This window comes from Nocardia sp. NPDC060259, assembly GCF_042728775.1.
GTDB lineage: Bacteria > Actinomycetota > Actinomycetes > Mycobacteriales > Mycobacteriaceae > Nocardia.
Map to the genome: position 1 here is coordinate 1 of NZ_JBHXAY010000007.1, position 14054 is coordinate 14054.

Sequence of the window (14054 nt, forward strand, 5' to 3'; positions counted from 1 at the left end):
GGAAGTCATCTGAGCTGATCGCGTGGAGCCCCCAACGGTCCAGCGCCTCGACCGGAAAATGCTTGACATTGTCGGTGACGATTGCCGCCGCGTTCCCCCGGACAGCAGCTGCGACGACATGCCGATCGGCCGCATCCCGCAGTCCGGTTACGCACTGCTCCAACGGTTCCCAGCCCTCGACGCAGGCGTCTTCGAACGCCGCGTTCATCCCATCGACACGTCGCGCTATCCGCTCCTCGGTGATTCGCGGGTGGACCTTCACAACCGCCCTCGAGACCTCGTCGAGGATTCGTTCACTCCACAGCGGGCAGAACGCATGTCGTTTGGCCAGTGTCAGGAGGAGATCGGATTTCACGATGGGAACAAGAACGCATGCATCCAGGACCACCCGAAACCCGGACATCAGCTCTCTTCGCTTCGCGCCGCCCGCGCTTCCCTGACTGCCTGTAGATAGTCCTCGGCCGGAGGATCGTAGAGCCCATCTTCCTCGGCGTCGCGGACCAGATCGTTCAATACGTCGTTCCGCTCGGCGCGCCGACGTTCCTGATAGTCGAGCACGTCACTCAGGAGCAACCGGCGGTGTCGCGAACCAGACGGCTTATCACACGGAAGCTTCCCTCGCTCCAACAGCTTCACGAGGGTGGGACGGCTGATTCCGAGCAGGTCAGCAGCCTGCTGCGTGGTCAAGCACTGCTCTATGGGAGCGATGGTCACCGCGCGACGCTTCCGCATCGCGCCGACGACCTGAACAAGCACCTCGTAGACCTCGACCGGAAGTGGAATCTGCGCACCGTCAGGTCCCAGCAACGCGGCGGGCTCACCGTGTTGATCGAGGAAGGCGGACAAGTCCAGCAGCTCACGCAGGTCTTCCGGCGGAAGGACTGTGCCCTTCCGCAGGGTCTCACGATGCGTAGTAGCCATACCTCAGCTTGGGTCAAATTCGAAAAAATCGCAACACTGAACTACTCGGCGGAGCGGGCGGCCAGTACTGCCTCGTACAGGTCCTTGCGGGAGGCGCCGCGGCCTGCGGAGACTTCGGCGCAGGCGTCTTTGAGGCGCATGCCGCCTGCGACCAGGGTTTCCACCTCGGTGACCAGGTCGGCCGGGTCGGCCGAAACCGGTTGGGCGCCTGCGAGGACCACGGTGATCTCGCCGCGGGCGCCCTCGACGGACCAGGCGGCGAGTTCGGCGAGGGTGCCGCGGACGACTTCCTCGTAGGTCTTGGTGAGTTCGCGGCAGACGGCGGCGCGACGGTCGGGGCCGAGGACGGTGACGGCGTCGGCGAGGCAGTCGGCGAGACGGTGGGGCGCTTCGAAGAAGACGCACGCCCGTTGTTCGGAAGCCAAGGTGCGCAACCACTCCCGGCGCTGGCCGCCCTTGCGCGGGGCGAATCCGTCGAAGCAGAAGCGTTCGACCGGCAGGCCGGACAGGGCGAGGGCGGTGGTGACCGCGGACGGGCCGGGCAGGCAGGTGACCGGGAGGTCGCGTTCGACGGCGGCGGCGACCAGCCGGTAGCCGGGATCGCTGACCGAGGGCATGCCCGCGTCGGTCACCAGGAGCACGGTGAGACCGCTCGCGATGTCGTCGAGCAGGGCGGGGATGCGGGCCGTCTCGACATGGTCGTAGAAGCTGACGATCCGGCCGGTGATCTCCACGCCGAGGGCCTTCGCCAGCGACTTGGTCCTGCGGGTGTCCTCGGCGGCGACCACATCGGCCGAGCCGAGCGCGTCCCGCAGTCGCTGGGACGCGTCCCCGATGTCGCCCATCGGTGTAGCCGCTAAGACCAACACAGTGTTGTCCAGCCTCTCCGGTATTTTGGCCGTACCGATCGAGTGCGGCGGCGGGGCGTGCATGCGGTGTCCGGCCATTCTGTCAGGCGGGCCCGCCACGCCGGATCGCGCATCTGCCGGGAAACAAGGGGGAACAGTGTCGGCTCGGACTTCGATGGGCGCACCGCCTACGATCGGGGCGTGATCCCGGTGACCGAAACGCGCGCGATGCCACCGTCGCGGTCGGCGGCGTTGGTCGCGCCTGCTCCGCTGCGACCCGCACCCGACTTCGGCCCGCTCGATACCGCCCGCGGCTGGGCGGTCACCGCCGTGCTCACGATGATCGCGGCGATCACCCGCTTCGCGAACCTGAACTACCCGACCGACGCGCGCACCCCCGTCTTCGACGAGAAGCACTACGCGCCGCAGGCCTGGCAGATGGTCACCGGCGGCGGAGTGGAGGACAACCCCGCCTACGGGCTGGTGGTGCATCCACCGGTCGGCAAGCAGTTCATCGCGATCAGCGAGGCCCTGTTCGGTTACAACGCGTGGGGCTGGCGCGGCACCGCGGCGCTGGCGGGCACCCTGCTGGTGCTGCTGGTGATCCGGATCGTGCGCCGGATGTCGCGCTCGACGCTGATCGGCGCGTTCGCGGGCATCCTGCTCATCGCCGACGGGCTGACCTTCGTCTCCTCCCGCATCGGCATGCTCGACATCTTCATGGCGCTGCTGGTGACCGCCGCGTTCGGCTGCCTGATCGTCGACCGCGACGAGGTCCGCGAACGGATGGCCGCCGCCGACGTGGCGGGCCGGATCGGGATCACCGACTGGGGACCGCGACTCGGCGTGCGCTGGTGGCGCTTCGGCGCGGGCGTGCTGCTCGGGCTGGCGTGCGGCACCAAATGGTCGGGCGTCTACTTCATCATGTTCTTCGGGCTGCTGAGCGTGGCCTTCGACGTGAGCGCGCGGCGCGCGTACGGGGTGCGCAAGCCGTGGGTCGGCACGCTGGTCCGTGACGTCGGCCCGGCGCTGTACGCGCTGGTCGTCATTCCGCTGGTGGTGTATCTGTCCTCGTATTGGGCCTGGTTCGCCAGTGAGAACGGGGTGTACCGCTACGCGGTCGGCAACCAGATCGGCACCGGCGGCCCGTTCTCGTTCGTGCCCGGCGCCTTGCGCTCGCTCTGGTACTACCAGGGCGAAACCCTGGACTTCCATTCGAGTCTCACCAACTCGGCGGGCAACCACCATCCGTGGGAATCCAAGCCGTGGACCTGGCCGATGGGCCTGCGCCCGATGCTCTACTACTACGCCGACGGTACCGTCACCGGCTGCGGCGAGGCGCAGTGCGTGAAGGCCGTGATGGCGGTCGGCACACCCGCGCTGTGGTGGCTGGCGCTGCCCGCGCTGGGCTGGATGGTGTGGCGCTCGGTCGTGCGCAAGGACTGGCGCTACGCCGCCGTGCTGGTCGGCTACGGCGCAGGCCTGCTGCCCTGGTTCCTCACCCTCGACCGGCAGATGTACTTCTTCTACGCGGTGGTACTCGCGCCCTTCCTGGCGATGGGCGTCGCCCTGATCCTCGGCGACATCCTCGGTTCTGCCCGGCCTGCGGGGATACCGCGCAGCCCGACCGGCACCTATCTGCCCGCCCCGGTGAACGAGCGGTACGCGCTCGGGCTGCTCATCGTCAGCATCTATCTGGGCCTGGTGATCGCGAACTTCGTCTGGCTCTGGCCGATCCTCACGGCCCAGCCGATCACCCCGGCCAGCTGGCAAGACCACCTCTGGCTACCCAGCTGGCGCTGACTCAGCTGTCGAGCGTGCGCTGGACGAACTCGAGCGCGTCGGCGTCGGTGAGACCGAGGCGGCGGATCGTCGTCACATAGTCGACGGCGGCGCGGCCGGCGATATCGCGGGTGGGGTCGCCGGAGGAGGCGATGAAAGAGCCTTGGCGGCCCCGGGTTTCGAGGACCCCGTCCGCCTCGAGTTCGCGGTACGCGCGGGCGACGGTATTGGGGGCGATGCCCAGATCGGCGGCGAGCGCGCGGACAGTGGGGATCTTGGTGCCCGCGGTGAGCGTGCCCGCACGGACCTGTTCGATCACGGCCATGCGCAGCTGCTCATACGGCGGCTGGGTGGAATCGGCGGACAGCTCGACGTGGAACATGATCGCTCACACCTCGTCTCGGGCCAGTGGGCAGGACATGCAGCGCGGACCGCCACGGCCGGAGCCCAGCTCCGACCCCTGGATGGTGAGTACCTCGACCCCCGCGTCGGTCAGCCGCGAGTTGGTCATCTCGTTGCGTTCGTAGGCGACGACAACGCCCGGCGCGAGAGCCAGCGTGTTGTTGCCATCATCCCACTGTTCGCGTTCGGCGGTCGGCCCGTCGCGGCCGGTGTCGATCACCCGCAGGCGCGCGATGCCCATGGCGGCGGCCGCGGCGGGCAGGAACGGTTCGGGTCCGGTGATGCTGATCCGGTCCAGGTCGCTGCGCCCGGAGAAGCCATCCTCGCGGCGGATCGTGAAGGCCTGCAGGGACTCCCGCACGCCCGGATACATCACCACCGCGTCGGTGTCGACCATCGTGCACACGGTGTCCAGGTGCATGGTCGCGCGGTTCTGCGCGATCGGCACCACCAGCACAGTGTGGGCGAGATCGTCGTCGAAGAGACTGCGCGCCAACGCTTCCGCGCCGGCGGGCGTGGTCCGCTCGCCGACGCCGACCGCCACCACACCCGGCGTGAGCAGCAGCACGTCGCCGCCCTCGATCGGCGCGGTGTGCGATTCGTAGGCCCGGCGCACGCCGAGGAAACGCGGGTGGAAGGCGTAGACGAGATCGGTGATCGAGGTCTCGCGGTGCCGGGCAGGTAGAGCGAGGGAGGTGATCGCGACCTTCGGCCCGACCCAGAACGAGGAATCCCTGGTGAACAGCAGATTGGGCAGCGGGTCGATGACGAAATCGGCGCCGTGGTGCATCCGGCGCACCAGCGAGGTGGTGTCGGGGCCGAAGGGCAATTCGTCGAAGGTCATCCCGGCCATCAGGATGTCGGCGAGCTCGCGCGCCTCGAATTTGCGCAGTTCGGCGGCGAGCTGGTCGGCCAGTCCGTGCCCGAGCCTGCGGGCATCGACGGCGGCCGAGATACCCTGGATTCTGGCCGCGCCGCTCACCTCGAGCGTTTCGGCCAGCAACTCGGACAGCAGCAGCACTTCCACGCCGCGTTCGCGCAGCAGGGCGGCGAAGGCATCGTGCTCGGCTTGGGCGCGTTCCACCCACGGGATGCCGTCGAAGAGCAGTTGATCGTTGTTGCTCGGGGTGAGCCTGCGCAGTTCGTCGCCGGGCCGGTGCAGCAGCACCGTCCGGAGCGTGCCGACCTCGGAGGTGACGGCCAGGCGCGAGTCGGGGGCGGTTCCCATGCGGAAACCGTAATCCGAGGAGCCCGCGTCGGCACGGAAGACCCGCAGACCTGGCCAGGGGAGAGTCCAGCCGTTTTCGTACACGACACGAAAACCTCAAGTATTGTTGAGGGCGAAAACGGGAGGAGCGCAGATGACGACGGCCGATTGGCAAACGAAGGAGCTGACCCCCGGGCAGCTATCCGAGCGTAGTGGAGTTGCAGTGTCCGCGTTGCACTTCTACGAACGCGAAGGTCTCATATCGAGTCGTCGAACCAGCGGCAATCAACGTCGCTACGCTCGCGAAACACTGCGCCGGGTCGCCTTCATCCGGATCTCGCAGCGGGTGGGGATCCCGCTCAGTGAGATCCGCTCGGCGCTGGACCGGCTTCCGGAAGGACGCACGCCTACCCGCCGCGACTGGGAGACTCTCTCGACCACCTGGCGGGAGGATCTCGACGACCGCATCGTCCAGCTCACCCGGCTGCGCGACAACCTCACCGGCTGTATCGGCTGCGGCTGCCTGTCGCTGGGCTCGTGCAAGCTCGTCAACGAGCACGACCGCCTCGGCGCCGAGGGCCCCGGCGCGCGTGTGCTCGATGTCCAGCTGAACTGCCCGCCGCGGACCGGCTGCGTCTAGTCCGGCGGCGCGCAGACGCGCGGTGCGGCATCATCGCGGTATGACCTCTCTGGATGCGAAAGCGAAGACTCTGCTCGAACTGCACCGGCCGGGAGACCCGGTGGTGCTACCGACCGTGTGGGACGCGTGGTCGGCGAATATCGCTGTGGCCGCGGGTTTTTCGGCCTTGACCATGGGTAGTCACCCGGTTGCCGACTCGGTCGGGCGTAGCGACGGCGAGGGGATGACCTACGACGAGCTGCTCGCGCGGGTCACCCAGGTGACCGGGGCGGTGGACGTGCCGGTGTCGGTCGACATCGAATCGGGCTACGGGCTCGAGCCGGCGCGGCTCATCGATGGCCTGCTCGCGGCGGGTGCGGTCGGGCTCAATATCGAGGACACCGTGCACAGCGAGGGCAAGCGGCTGCGCACTCCCGAGGAGCACGCCGAGCTCGTGCGCGGGCTGCGCGCGGCCGCCGACGCGGCGGGGGTGCACGTGGTCGTCAACGCGCGCACGGATCTGTTCCTGCGCCAGGACGGGGACGAGGCCGACCGCGTCGACCGCGCCATCGCCCGGCTGACACTGGCCGCCGAGGCGGGCGCCGACGTGCTGTACCCGGTGGGCATGCATGCCGACGACGTGGCGCGCAGGCTCACGAGCGAACTGCCCTTGCCGGTCAACGCGATCGGGCAGCCGGGGACTCCGGCCAAGGACCACTTCGCCGAACTCGGCGTCGCCCGGATCAGCTTCGGTCCGTTCCTGCAGGCCGCGCTGGGCGCCGAAGCGAGCAAGCTCCTCGCCGCCTGGACCTGAGATGCGGTGTGGCGCACGGTGAGATGCCGTGCGCCACACCGGCCTACTCCTTGGGCTCGACGTAGCGCGGGAACACCGGCTCCGGCGCGGGCAGGTCGATACCGGCGACGAGGGGAGTGGCGATATCGGCGAAGGTGCGCCCCTCCTGGCCGAGCAGGTCCAGGATCTTGGCGGCCGAACCCGGCATCACCGGCTGCACCAGGATCGCGACGATGCGGACCACCTCGAGGGTGACGTAGAGGACCGTGGCCATCCTGGCCAGGTCTTCCTCGGTGCCCGACTTGCGCAGCGCCCACGGCGCGTTGGCGGAGAAGTAGCGGTTGGTCTCGCCCAGGGTCAGCCAGATGGCCTCCAGCGCCAGGTGCATCTGCTGGACGTCGTACTCGGCGCGGCACTTGTCCAGCAGGGCGTTGGCGCGGTCGAGCAGGGCGCGGTCGTCCTCGGTGAACTCACCGGGGGCTGGCGCCTTCGCGTCGCAGTTCTTGTTGACCATGGTCAGGCTGCGCTGCACCAGGTTGCCGAACTCGTTGGCCAGGTCGCTGTTGATCCGGCCTGCGATGGCGTCGTTGCTGTAGCTGCCGTCCTGGCCGTAGGAGATCTCCCGGAGCAGGAAGAACCGCACCTGGTCCAGGCCGTAGGTGGACACCAGCGCGAGCGGGTCGACGACATTGCCCGTCGACTTCGACATCTTCTCGCCCTTGTTGTACAGGAACCCGTGCACGAACACGCGATCCGGCAGCTCGATGCCCGCCGACATCAGGAACGCGGGCCAGTACACCGTGTGGAAGCGGGTGATGTCCTTGCCGATGATGTGCAGGTTCGCGGGCCAGAACTTCTGGAACCCGGCGGAATCGGTGTTCGGAAAGCCGACGCCCGTCAGGTAATTGGTGAGCGCGTCGACCCACACGTACATCACGTGATCGGGATGACCGGGGACCGGGACACCCCAGTCGAAGGTGGTGCGCGAGATCGACAGATCCTTCAGCCCGGCCTTGACGTAGCTGACGATCTCGTTGCGCCGGGTCGAGGGCGCGATGAACTCGGGCCGCTCTTCGTAGAGCGCCAGCAGCTTGTCCTGGTACTCCGAGAGCTTGAAGAAGTAGTTCGACTCCTCGGTCCAGGTGACCGGGGTCTGGGTCTCGGTCGAGACGCGGGTGCCGTCGTCGAGGAGGGTGGTCTCCTCCTCGGTGTAGAAGGCCTCGTCGCGCACCGAGTACCAGCCCGAGTAGTTGCCCAGGTAGATGTCGCCGTTGGCGAGCATGCGCTCCCAGATGGCGACGCTGGCGGCCTTGTGGTCCTCGTCGGTGGTGCGGATGAAGCGGTCGAAGGAGATGTCGAGCGCCTTGTCCATCGCCTCGAAGACGTCGGAGTTGCGGGCCGCGAGTTCCTGCACCGGGATACCCTCGGTGGCCGCGGTCTGCTGCATCTTCTGACCGTGCTCGTCGGTGCCGGTCATGAAGAACACGTCATAACCGTCGAGTCGCTTGAACCGGGCGATCGCGTCGGTCGAGATGTACTCGTACGCGTGCCCGATATGCGGCGCACCGTTCGGGTACGCGATGGCGGTGGTGACGTAGAAGGCGGGCGCCTCGGCGCCTTCAGGTGCGCTCATGATGCGAACTACTGTAATCCGCGTGCCAAACACGAATCGTCCGGCTCCGCCTGTTCCGCCCCCGCTCGCGCCGCTGATCGATGCGCATACCCACCTCGATGCCTGCGGTGCGACCGATGCCGAGTCGACCGCGGTGATCTTGGACAGGGCTGCCTCGGCCGGTGTCGGGCACGTGGTGACGGTCGCCGACGACCTCGCCGCGGCGCAGTGGGCGGTCGAGGCGGCGAACTGGGATCCGCGGGTCTACGCCGCCGTCGCGCTGCATCCCACGCGGGCGAACGCACTGGACGACAAGGCCAAGGCCGAGCTGGAACGCCTGGCCACCGACCCGCGGGTGGTCGCGGTCGGCGAGACCGGCCTCGACTACTACTGGCCCGGCAAACTCGACGGCTGCGCCGACATCGAGACCCAGATCGAGGGCTTCCGCTGGCACATCGACCTGGCCAAACGCGTCCGCAAGCCGCTGATGATCCACAACCGCGAGGCCGACCACGACCTGCTCACGGTGCTGCTCGACGAGGGCGCGCCGGACACCGTGATCTTCCACTGCTTCTCCTCCGACGCGACCATGGCCGAGGCCTGCGTTGCGGAGGGCTATGTGCTCAGCTTCTCCGGCACGGTCAGTTTCAAGAACGCGCACGAACTTCGCGAGGCCGCCCAGCTGGTGCCCGACGACCAGATCCTGGTCGAGACCGACGCGCCGTATCTGACGCCGCACCCGTATCGCGGTGCGCCGAACGAGTCGTACTGCCTGCCGTACACCGTGCGCGCGCTGGCCGAAGTCCGCGAGCAGGACCCGGCGGAGCTCGCCGAGATCACCACCGCGAACGCGCGACGGCTGTATCGCATCCGCTAGTCCGTTTCGTCCGATCGGCAGGGGGCTGGACGTCAAACGTGATTCGGCTCACTTTCGGGCGCCCAGGTCGTTATCTACCAGCGATGCCTATACCGAATCGTGATCTGCGATCCCGCTGATCGGGCGCTTCGGTGTTGTCTGGGGCAAACCTAGTCGTTATCGTTCTGTAACCATGTCGGCTTTTGCGCGGATCAACTCGTCACGCTCGCCGCTGCTGTACGCGGCGGTGGCGGCTTTGCTGCTGACTCTGCTGGTCGGCGCCTCGCTGGCGATCACGAACCACAAGACGGTCGCACTCGTTGTCGACGGTGAGCGGATCGAGCACAGCACCATGTCCCGTGATGTGCGCGCCATCCTGGCCGGCGCGGGCTACGAGCTCTCCGAGCACGACGCGGTGAGCCCCGCCGCCGGCGCCAAGGTCGGCGACGGCGCGACCATCACCCTCAACCGCGGTCGCGAGATCACGATCACCGTCGACGGCGCCGAGCGCAAGGTGTGGACCACCGGAATCACCGCGGGCGACGCGCTCGCCCAGATGCAGATCCCGTCCGACACCCACGTCGTGCCGACCCGCACCGAGAAGCTGCCGCTGGCCGGCGCCGCGCTCAGCGTCTACACCCCGCGCACCATCACGCTGCTCGACGGTGGCGCTGCCCCGGTGGACGTGCGGCTCGCGGCGCCGACGGTCGGCGAATTCCTCACCGCGGCCGGCATTCCGCTGAAGGATCAGGACTTCGCCGAGCCCGCCGCGACCACCCCGTTGACCGGCGACATGCAGGTCACCGTCACCCGGCAGCGGATCGAGCAGCGCACCGAGACGCTGCCGCTCGATCCCGTCGAGCTGGTGATCGAGGACGCCACCATGAACATGAGCCGCACCGTGGTCGAGAACCCGGGCGTGCCGGGCCTGCACGAGGCGACCTTCGCGGTCACCATGACCAACGGCGTCGAATCCGGTCGTGTGCAGACCAACTCCAATGTCATCACCCCGGCCCAGCCCAAGACCATCCGCAAGGGCGCCAAGCCCGGTACCGAGGTGCCCCCGGTCCGCGACGGCGCGATCTGGGACGCGCTGGCCCGCTGCGAGTCGACCGGCAACTGGGCGATCAACACCGGCAACGGGTACTACGGCGGCATCCAGTTCGACCAGAGCACCTGGGAACGCCAGGGCGGGTTGAAGTACGCGCCGCGTGCGGATCTGGCTACCCGCGAAGAGCAGATCGCCATCGCCGAAGTGACCCGCGCCCGTCAGGGGTGGGGCGCCTGGCCCGCGTGCACGGGTCGCCTCGGTCTGAGCTGACCGGGTCTGCGGATCCAGCGTTCGGCAGGACGGCCGCGAACCGGTCGGACCCTCCGCGAGGTCGGGTCGTGCGGGGCTGGGAGTGCGGTTATGGCGGACTCGAGTTGTGGCGCGGGGCCGGGAATTCGGTAGGTCGCGACTTCAGGGTGCGCTCGGCGGGTCGGGTTGACTGGATGGCGGTGCAAGGTACCGTCCACTCGGTTTCGCTGGGGCCGCTGTGCTCGTGCGGTTTCGGCTCGTCGACGAGTCGAGGGTGGTTGTGATGGGTGGGGTTTTGGCCTGGCGGCGGGCGGCTGCTGTGGCAGTGCTGTCGACAGGTGTGGGAGTGTGCGCGCCGATGACGCCGGCGAACGCGAACCCGCCGGGGACGGTGATCGCTCCCGCCGCGGCGGAACCGGGCAGCGTGCTCGCCACCGAATCGCGACCCGTCGGCTGGCACGGCATGGACCGTGGCTCGGTGATCGAGTACACGACCACCGATTCGGCGGGCGCCGAGCGTCCGGCCAGCGGCGCGCTGTTCCTGCCCGAGGGCCAGGCGCCTGCCACCGGCTGGCCGGTCATCGCCTACGACCACGGCACCCTGGGTTCGGGTCCGGGCTGCGGCGGCCAGGCCGATCCCGAACTCGCGCCGCTGCCGGTCAATCGGGCTGCCGAGAACCAGCTGATCGCGCGCCTGGTCGACCAGGGCTATGCCGTCGTCGCCCCGGACTACCTGGGCCTCGGCCGCTTCGAGACCGGCCCGCACCCGTACCTCGAGGTCCGCAGCGAGGCGACCGCCACCATCGACCTCGTGCGCGCCGCCAGGGCGGCCAACCCCGACCTCTCGCGCACCTGGACCGCCGTCGGCGCCTCGCAGGGCGGGCACGCCGCGCTGAGCACCGCGCACGTGCAGCAGAGTTACGCGCCCGAGCTCGACTTCCGCGGCATCGTCGCCGTCGACCCCGCCTCCGATGTGGAGAAGGTGCTGCCGCTGCTCGGCCCCGCCTTCCCGGAGATCGAGGGCACCGCGGGCCTGACCGGCTTCACCGTGAGCATCCTGGCCGGCCTGCGCGCTACCCATCCCGAGGCCGAGGTCGACTCCTACCTCACCCCGAAGGGCAAGCAGATCCTCGATGCCGCGGGTGGGCAGTGCGTCGACGCGATCGTCGCGAACGTCAAGGGCCTCGGGTTCGGTGACCTGTTCGCCCGTTCGCTGTCGGACGGTCCGCTGCGGACCGCGCTGACCGAGTACATGACCGTGCCGACCAGCGGGTACGACGCGCCGATCCTGTTGCTGATCAACGCGACCGACACGATCGTGCCGTCGCCGCTGCACGCCGCGCTGGTCGCGCAGTTCGCGGCGGGCGGTGTCGACTTCCAGGCGGTGACCGGATTCGGTCAGCACACCGTGCTCAGCCGGCAGATGTGGGACGCGCTCGACGGGTTCGTCGCGCGGGTCAACACCGCGCCGCCGCGCCGCTGACAGTCGAATAACCAAGGGGCGCAACGAATTTGGGCAACACCTCGATGTACCAGGCCGAACCGCCGCCGATCTGTACACTCGTCCAGGAACTGTCGCCTGGTGGAGAGCTGGATCCGTTGCCGAAGACCCCGATACGCGCCGCGATCGTCGCGGCTGTCACCGTGAGCGCGCTGCTCGCCGCAGGTTTCGCCCCCGCGGCGGCACAAGCGCCGGGCGCGATCATCTCGGTGCAGCCCGAACCCGACGGCTGGCACGGGATGGCGCGCGGGTCGGTCGTCGAGTACTGGATGACCGACTCGGCGGGCACCCTGCGCCCGGCCAGCGGCGCGCTGTTCCTGCCCGAGGGCGACGCGCCCGCCACCGGCTGGCCGATCCTCGCCTACGACCACGGCACCTCGGGCTCGGGTCCCGGCTGCGGCGGCCAGGCCGACCCCGAGCTGGCGCCGCTGCCCCTGCAGCGCGGCGCCGAGGACGCGTTCATCAAGCGGTTCGTCGACCAGGGCTACGCCGTCGTCGCCCCCGACTATCTCGGCCTCGGCCGTTTCGAGACCGGCCCGCATCCGTACCTGGAGGTGCGCAGCGAGGCCACCGCCACCGTCGATCTGGTCCGTGCCGCCCGCGCCGCAGATCCCGACCTGTCGCGGACCTGGAGCGTGCTCGGCATCTCGCAGGGCGGGCACGCGGCGCTGAGCACCGCGCACGTGCAGCAGAGCTACGCGCCCGAGCTGGACTTCCGCGGGACCGTCGCCGTCGACGCGGCCTCCGATGTGGAGAAGGTGCTGCCGTTCATCGGTCCCGAGCTGCCGGAGATCTCGGTGCTGTCCTCGGCCACGTCGTTCGTTGTCAGCATCCTGGCCGGGCTGCGCGCCACCCATCCCGAGGCCGACGTGGACTCCTATCTGACACCGCTGGGCCGCTCGCTGATCGACGCGGCGGGCGACCGGTGCCTGGACGCGATCATCGCCTCGACGAAAGGCCTGTGGGCGCGTGATCTGCTGGCGCGCCCGCTCGCCGGGCTGCGCGACGTGCTCGCCGCCTACATGACCCTGCCGACCAGCGGATATGACGCGCCGGTCCTGCTCACCATGAACGTCGCCGACACGATCGTGCCGTCCCCGCTGCACGCGGCGCTGGTCGCGCAGTTCGCGGCCAACGGCGTCGACCAGCAGGTGGTCCCCGGAAACGGCAGGCACGGGTCGATCTCGCCGGAGCAGCGCGCGGCGATCGACGCCTTCCTCGACCGTGTCCATGCCGCCCCGCCGCAGCGCTGAGCTGCTCGATCGGCCGGGTTGGTAGGTTCTAGCGGTGCCCGAACCAGAGATTCCCGCGCGCGGTAGCGCCGCACTGCTCGGTCCCGCCGAGGTGCGGACGCTGGCCGAGCGTTTCGGCGTCCGGCCGACCAAGCAGCTCGGGCAGAACTTCGTGCACGACGGCAATACCGTGCGCCGCATCGTCGCCGCGGCAGGTGTCGGAGCCCAGGACACCGTGCTCGAAGTCGGGCCGGGTCTCGGCTCGCTGACCCTGGCGCTGCTCGATGTGGTCGACCGGGTGGTCGCGGTCGAGATCGACCCGGTGCTGGCCAACTATCTGCCGGAGACCGTCGCCGATCGGGCCCCCAGCCTGGCCGACCGCCTGCAGGTGGTCGAGGCCGACGCCCTGCGGGTGCGCCCCGACCAGCTGCCCGCCGCGCCGACGGCGCTGGTGGCGAACCTGCCGTACAACGTGGCGGTCCCGGTGCTGTTGCACCTGCTCGCCGTGCTGCCGAGCATCACGGTGTCGCTGGTGATGGTGCAGGCCGAGGTGGCCGACCGGCTCGCGGCCGAACCGGGTAGCCGGGTGTACGGCGTGCCGAGCGTCAAGGCGGGTTTCTTCGGCACGGTGCGCCGGGCGGGCGCGGTGGGCACGCAGGTGTTCTGGCCGGTGCCGCGCGTCGAGTCGGGCCTGGTCCGCATCGATCGCTACGCCGAGCCGCCGTGGCCGATGGACGAGGCGCATCGCCGTCGCGTGTTCGAGGTGATCGATGCCGCGTTCGCGCAGCGCCGAAAGACGTTGCGCGCGGCCCTGTCCGGCTGGGCGGGCTCGCCGGCGGAGGCTGAGCGCAGGCTGGTGGCGGCGGGTATCGATCCGACCGCGCGGGGTGAGACGCTGGATACGGCGGCTTTCGTCCGCTTGGCCGCGCAGAGCTGAATCGCGGGTTCCTCCACGAGAACCCGCAGTACACCGGCTGTTCA

At 69.2% G+C, this 14054-nt stretch carries 14 protein-coding genes; 8 read left to right on the top strand and 6 right to left on the bottom strand.

Annotated features, from left to right (window positions below):
• From ACFWF2_RS05075 to rsmI, 3 genes are all read right to left on the bottom strand, one after another.
• Window positions 1-355 (bottom strand): PIN domain-containing protein (locus tag ACFWF2_RS05075; RefSeq protein WP_379304749.1); only part of this gene is annotated, 355 nt, incomplete at its 3' end.
• A gap of 47 nt (window positions 356-402) precedes the next feature.
• The gene (locus tag ACFWF2_RS05080) at window positions 403-921 is read right to left on the bottom strand and encodes a helix-turn-helix domain-containing protein (protein ID WP_379304751.1); all 519 of its coding nucleotides are present in this window, start codon (window positions 919-921) and stop codon (window positions 403-405) included.
• Between the two features lie 41 nt (window positions 922-962).
• Window positions 963-1853: a 16S rRNA (cytidine(1402)-2'-O)-methyltransferase gene (rsmI, locus tag ACFWF2_RS05085; protein ID WP_379304753.1), complete on the bottom strand. Its 891-nt coding sequence runs from the start codon at window positions 1851-1853 to the stop codon at window positions 963-965.
• Between the two features lie 144 nt (window positions 1854-1997).
• On the opposite strand from rsmI, the gene ACFWF2_RS05090 reads away from it, so the two are divergent.
• Window positions 1998-3572, top strand: coding sequence for a dolichyl-phosphate-mannose--protein mannosyltransferase (locus ACFWF2_RS05090; RefSeq protein ID WP_379304956.1), 1575 nt, complete (start codon window positions 1998-2000; stop codon window positions 3570-3572).
• 1 nt (window position 3573) lies between these two features.
• Here ACFWF2_RS05090 and ACFWF2_RS05095 read toward each other — a convergent pair whose 3' ends face one another.
• Window positions 3574-3933, bottom strand: a complete 360-nt coding sequence (locus tag ACFWF2_RS05095; RefSeq protein WP_379304755.1) for a GntR family transcriptional regulator — start codon at window positions 3931-3933, stop codon at window positions 3574-3576.
• 6 nt (window positions 3934-3939) lie between these two features.
• Window positions 3940-5181: an arginine deiminase gene (gene arcA / locus ACFWF2_RS05100; protein WP_379304757.1), complete on the bottom strand. Its 1242-nt coding sequence runs from the start codon at window positions 5179-5181 to the stop codon at window positions 3940-3942.
• A 133-nt stretch (window positions 5182-5314) separates the two neighbouring features.
• On the opposite strand from arcA, the gene soxR reads away from it, so the two are divergent.
• Both soxR and ACFWF2_RS05110 read left to right on the top strand, forming a co-directional pair.
• Entirely contained in the window at window positions 5315-5800 is a 486-nt protein-coding gene (gene soxR / locus ACFWF2_RS05105; protein WP_379082948.1) for a redox-sensitive transcriptional activator SoxR, read from the top strand.
• A gap of 40 nt (window positions 5801-5840) precedes the next feature.
• Window positions 5841-6593, top strand: coding sequence for an isocitrate lyase/phosphoenolpyruvate mutase family protein (locus tag ACFWF2_RS05110; protein WP_379304760.1), 753 nt, complete (start codon window positions 5841-5843; stop codon window positions 6591-6593).
• 43 nt (window positions 6594-6636) lie between these two features.
• Here ACFWF2_RS05110 and metG read toward each other — a convergent pair whose 3' ends face one another.
• On the bottom strand, window positions 6637-8205 hold the full coding sequence (gene metG / locus ACFWF2_RS05115) for a methionine--tRNA ligase (RefSeq protein WP_379304762.1): 1569 nt from the start codon (window positions 8203-8205) through the stop codon (window positions 6637-6639).
• A 1-nt stretch (window position 8206) separates the two neighbouring features.
• On the opposite strand from metG, the gene ACFWF2_RS05120 reads away from it, so the two are divergent.
• The 5 genes from ACFWF2_RS05120 to rsmA all read left to right on the top strand — a co-directional run bounded on the left by ACFWF2_RS05120 (window position 8207) and on the right by rsmA (window position 14010).
• Window positions 8207-9061 carry a TatD family hydrolase gene (locus ACFWF2_RS05120; protein ID WP_379304764.1) on the top strand — a complete coding sequence of 285 codons (855 nt, stop codon included), beginning with the start codon at window positions 8207-8209 and terminating at the stop codon, window positions 9059-9061.
• A 172-nt stretch (window positions 9062-9233) separates the two neighbouring features.
• Entirely contained in the window at window positions 9234-10361 is a 1128-nt protein-coding gene (locus ACFWF2_RS05125) for a transglycosylase family protein (RefSeq protein WP_379304766.1), read from the top strand.
• Between the two features lie 337 nt (window positions 10362-10698).
• Complete coding sequence (locus tag ACFWF2_RS05130) at window positions 10699-11823, top strand: lipase family protein (RefSeq protein WP_379304768.1); 1125 nt, start codon at window positions 10699-10701, stop codon at window positions 11821-11823.
• Window positions 11824-11939: 116 nt separating this feature from the next.
• The gene (locus ACFWF2_RS05135; protein ID WP_379304958.1) at window positions 11940-13094 is read left to right on the top strand and encodes a lipase family protein; all 1155 of its coding nucleotides are present in this window, start codon (window positions 11940-11942) and stop codon (window positions 13092-13094) included.
• A 34-nt stretch (window positions 13095-13128) separates the two neighbouring features.
• Window positions 13129-14010: a 16S rRNA (adenine(1518)-N(6)/adenine(1519)-N(6))-dimethyltransferase RsmA gene (gene rsmA, locus ACFWF2_RS05140; protein ID WP_379304770.1), complete on the top strand. Its 882-nt coding sequence runs from the start codon at window positions 13129-13131 to the stop codon at window positions 14008-14010.
• The last annotated feature ends 44 nt before the right edge of the window (window positions 14011-14054 follow it).

Coding starts and splice junctions, on each gene's coding strand:
- soxR (WP_379082948.1), top strand. CDS start 5,315: ATGACGACGGCCGATTGGCAAACGAAGGAGCTGACCCCCGGGCAGCTA.
- ACFWF2_RS05130 (WP_379304768.1), top strand. CDS start 10,699: ATGACGCCGGCGAACGCGAACCCGCCGGGGACGGTGATCGCTCCCGCC.
- ACFWF2_RS05120 (WP_379304764.1), top strand. CDS start 8,207: ATGCGAACTACTGTAATCCGCGTGCCAAACACGAATCGTCCGGCTCCG.
- ACFWF2_RS05090 (WP_379304956.1), top strand. CDS start 1,998: ATGCCACCGTCGCGGTCGGCGGCGTTGGTCGCGCCTGCTCCGCTGCGA.
- arcA (WP_379304757.1), bottom strand. CDS start 5,181: ATGGGAACCGCCCCCGACTCGCGCCTGGCCGTCACCTCCGAGGTCGGC.
- ACFWF2_RS05110 (WP_379304760.1), top strand. CDS start 5,841: ATGACCTCTCTGGATGCGAAAGCGAAGACTCTGCTCGAACTGCACCGG.
- ACFWF2_RS05125 (WP_379304766.1), top strand. CDS start 9,234: ATGTCGGCTTTTGCGCGGATCAACTCGTCACGCTCGCCGCTGCTGTAC.
- metG (WP_379304762.1), bottom strand. CDS start 8,205: ATGAGCGCACCTGAAGGCGCCGAGGCGCCCGCCTTCTACGTCACCACC.
- rsmI (WP_379304753.1), bottom strand. CDS start 1,853: ATGCACGCCCCGCCGCCGCACTCGATCGGTACGGCCAAAATACCGGAG.
- ACFWF2_RS05080 (WP_379304751.1), bottom strand. CDS start 921: ATGGCTACTACGCATCGTGAGACCCTGCGGAAGGGCACAGTCCTTCCG.
- ACFWF2_RS05095 (WP_379304755.1), bottom strand. CDS start 3,933: ATGTTCCACGTCGAGCTGTCCGCCGATTCCACCCAGCCGCCGTATGAG.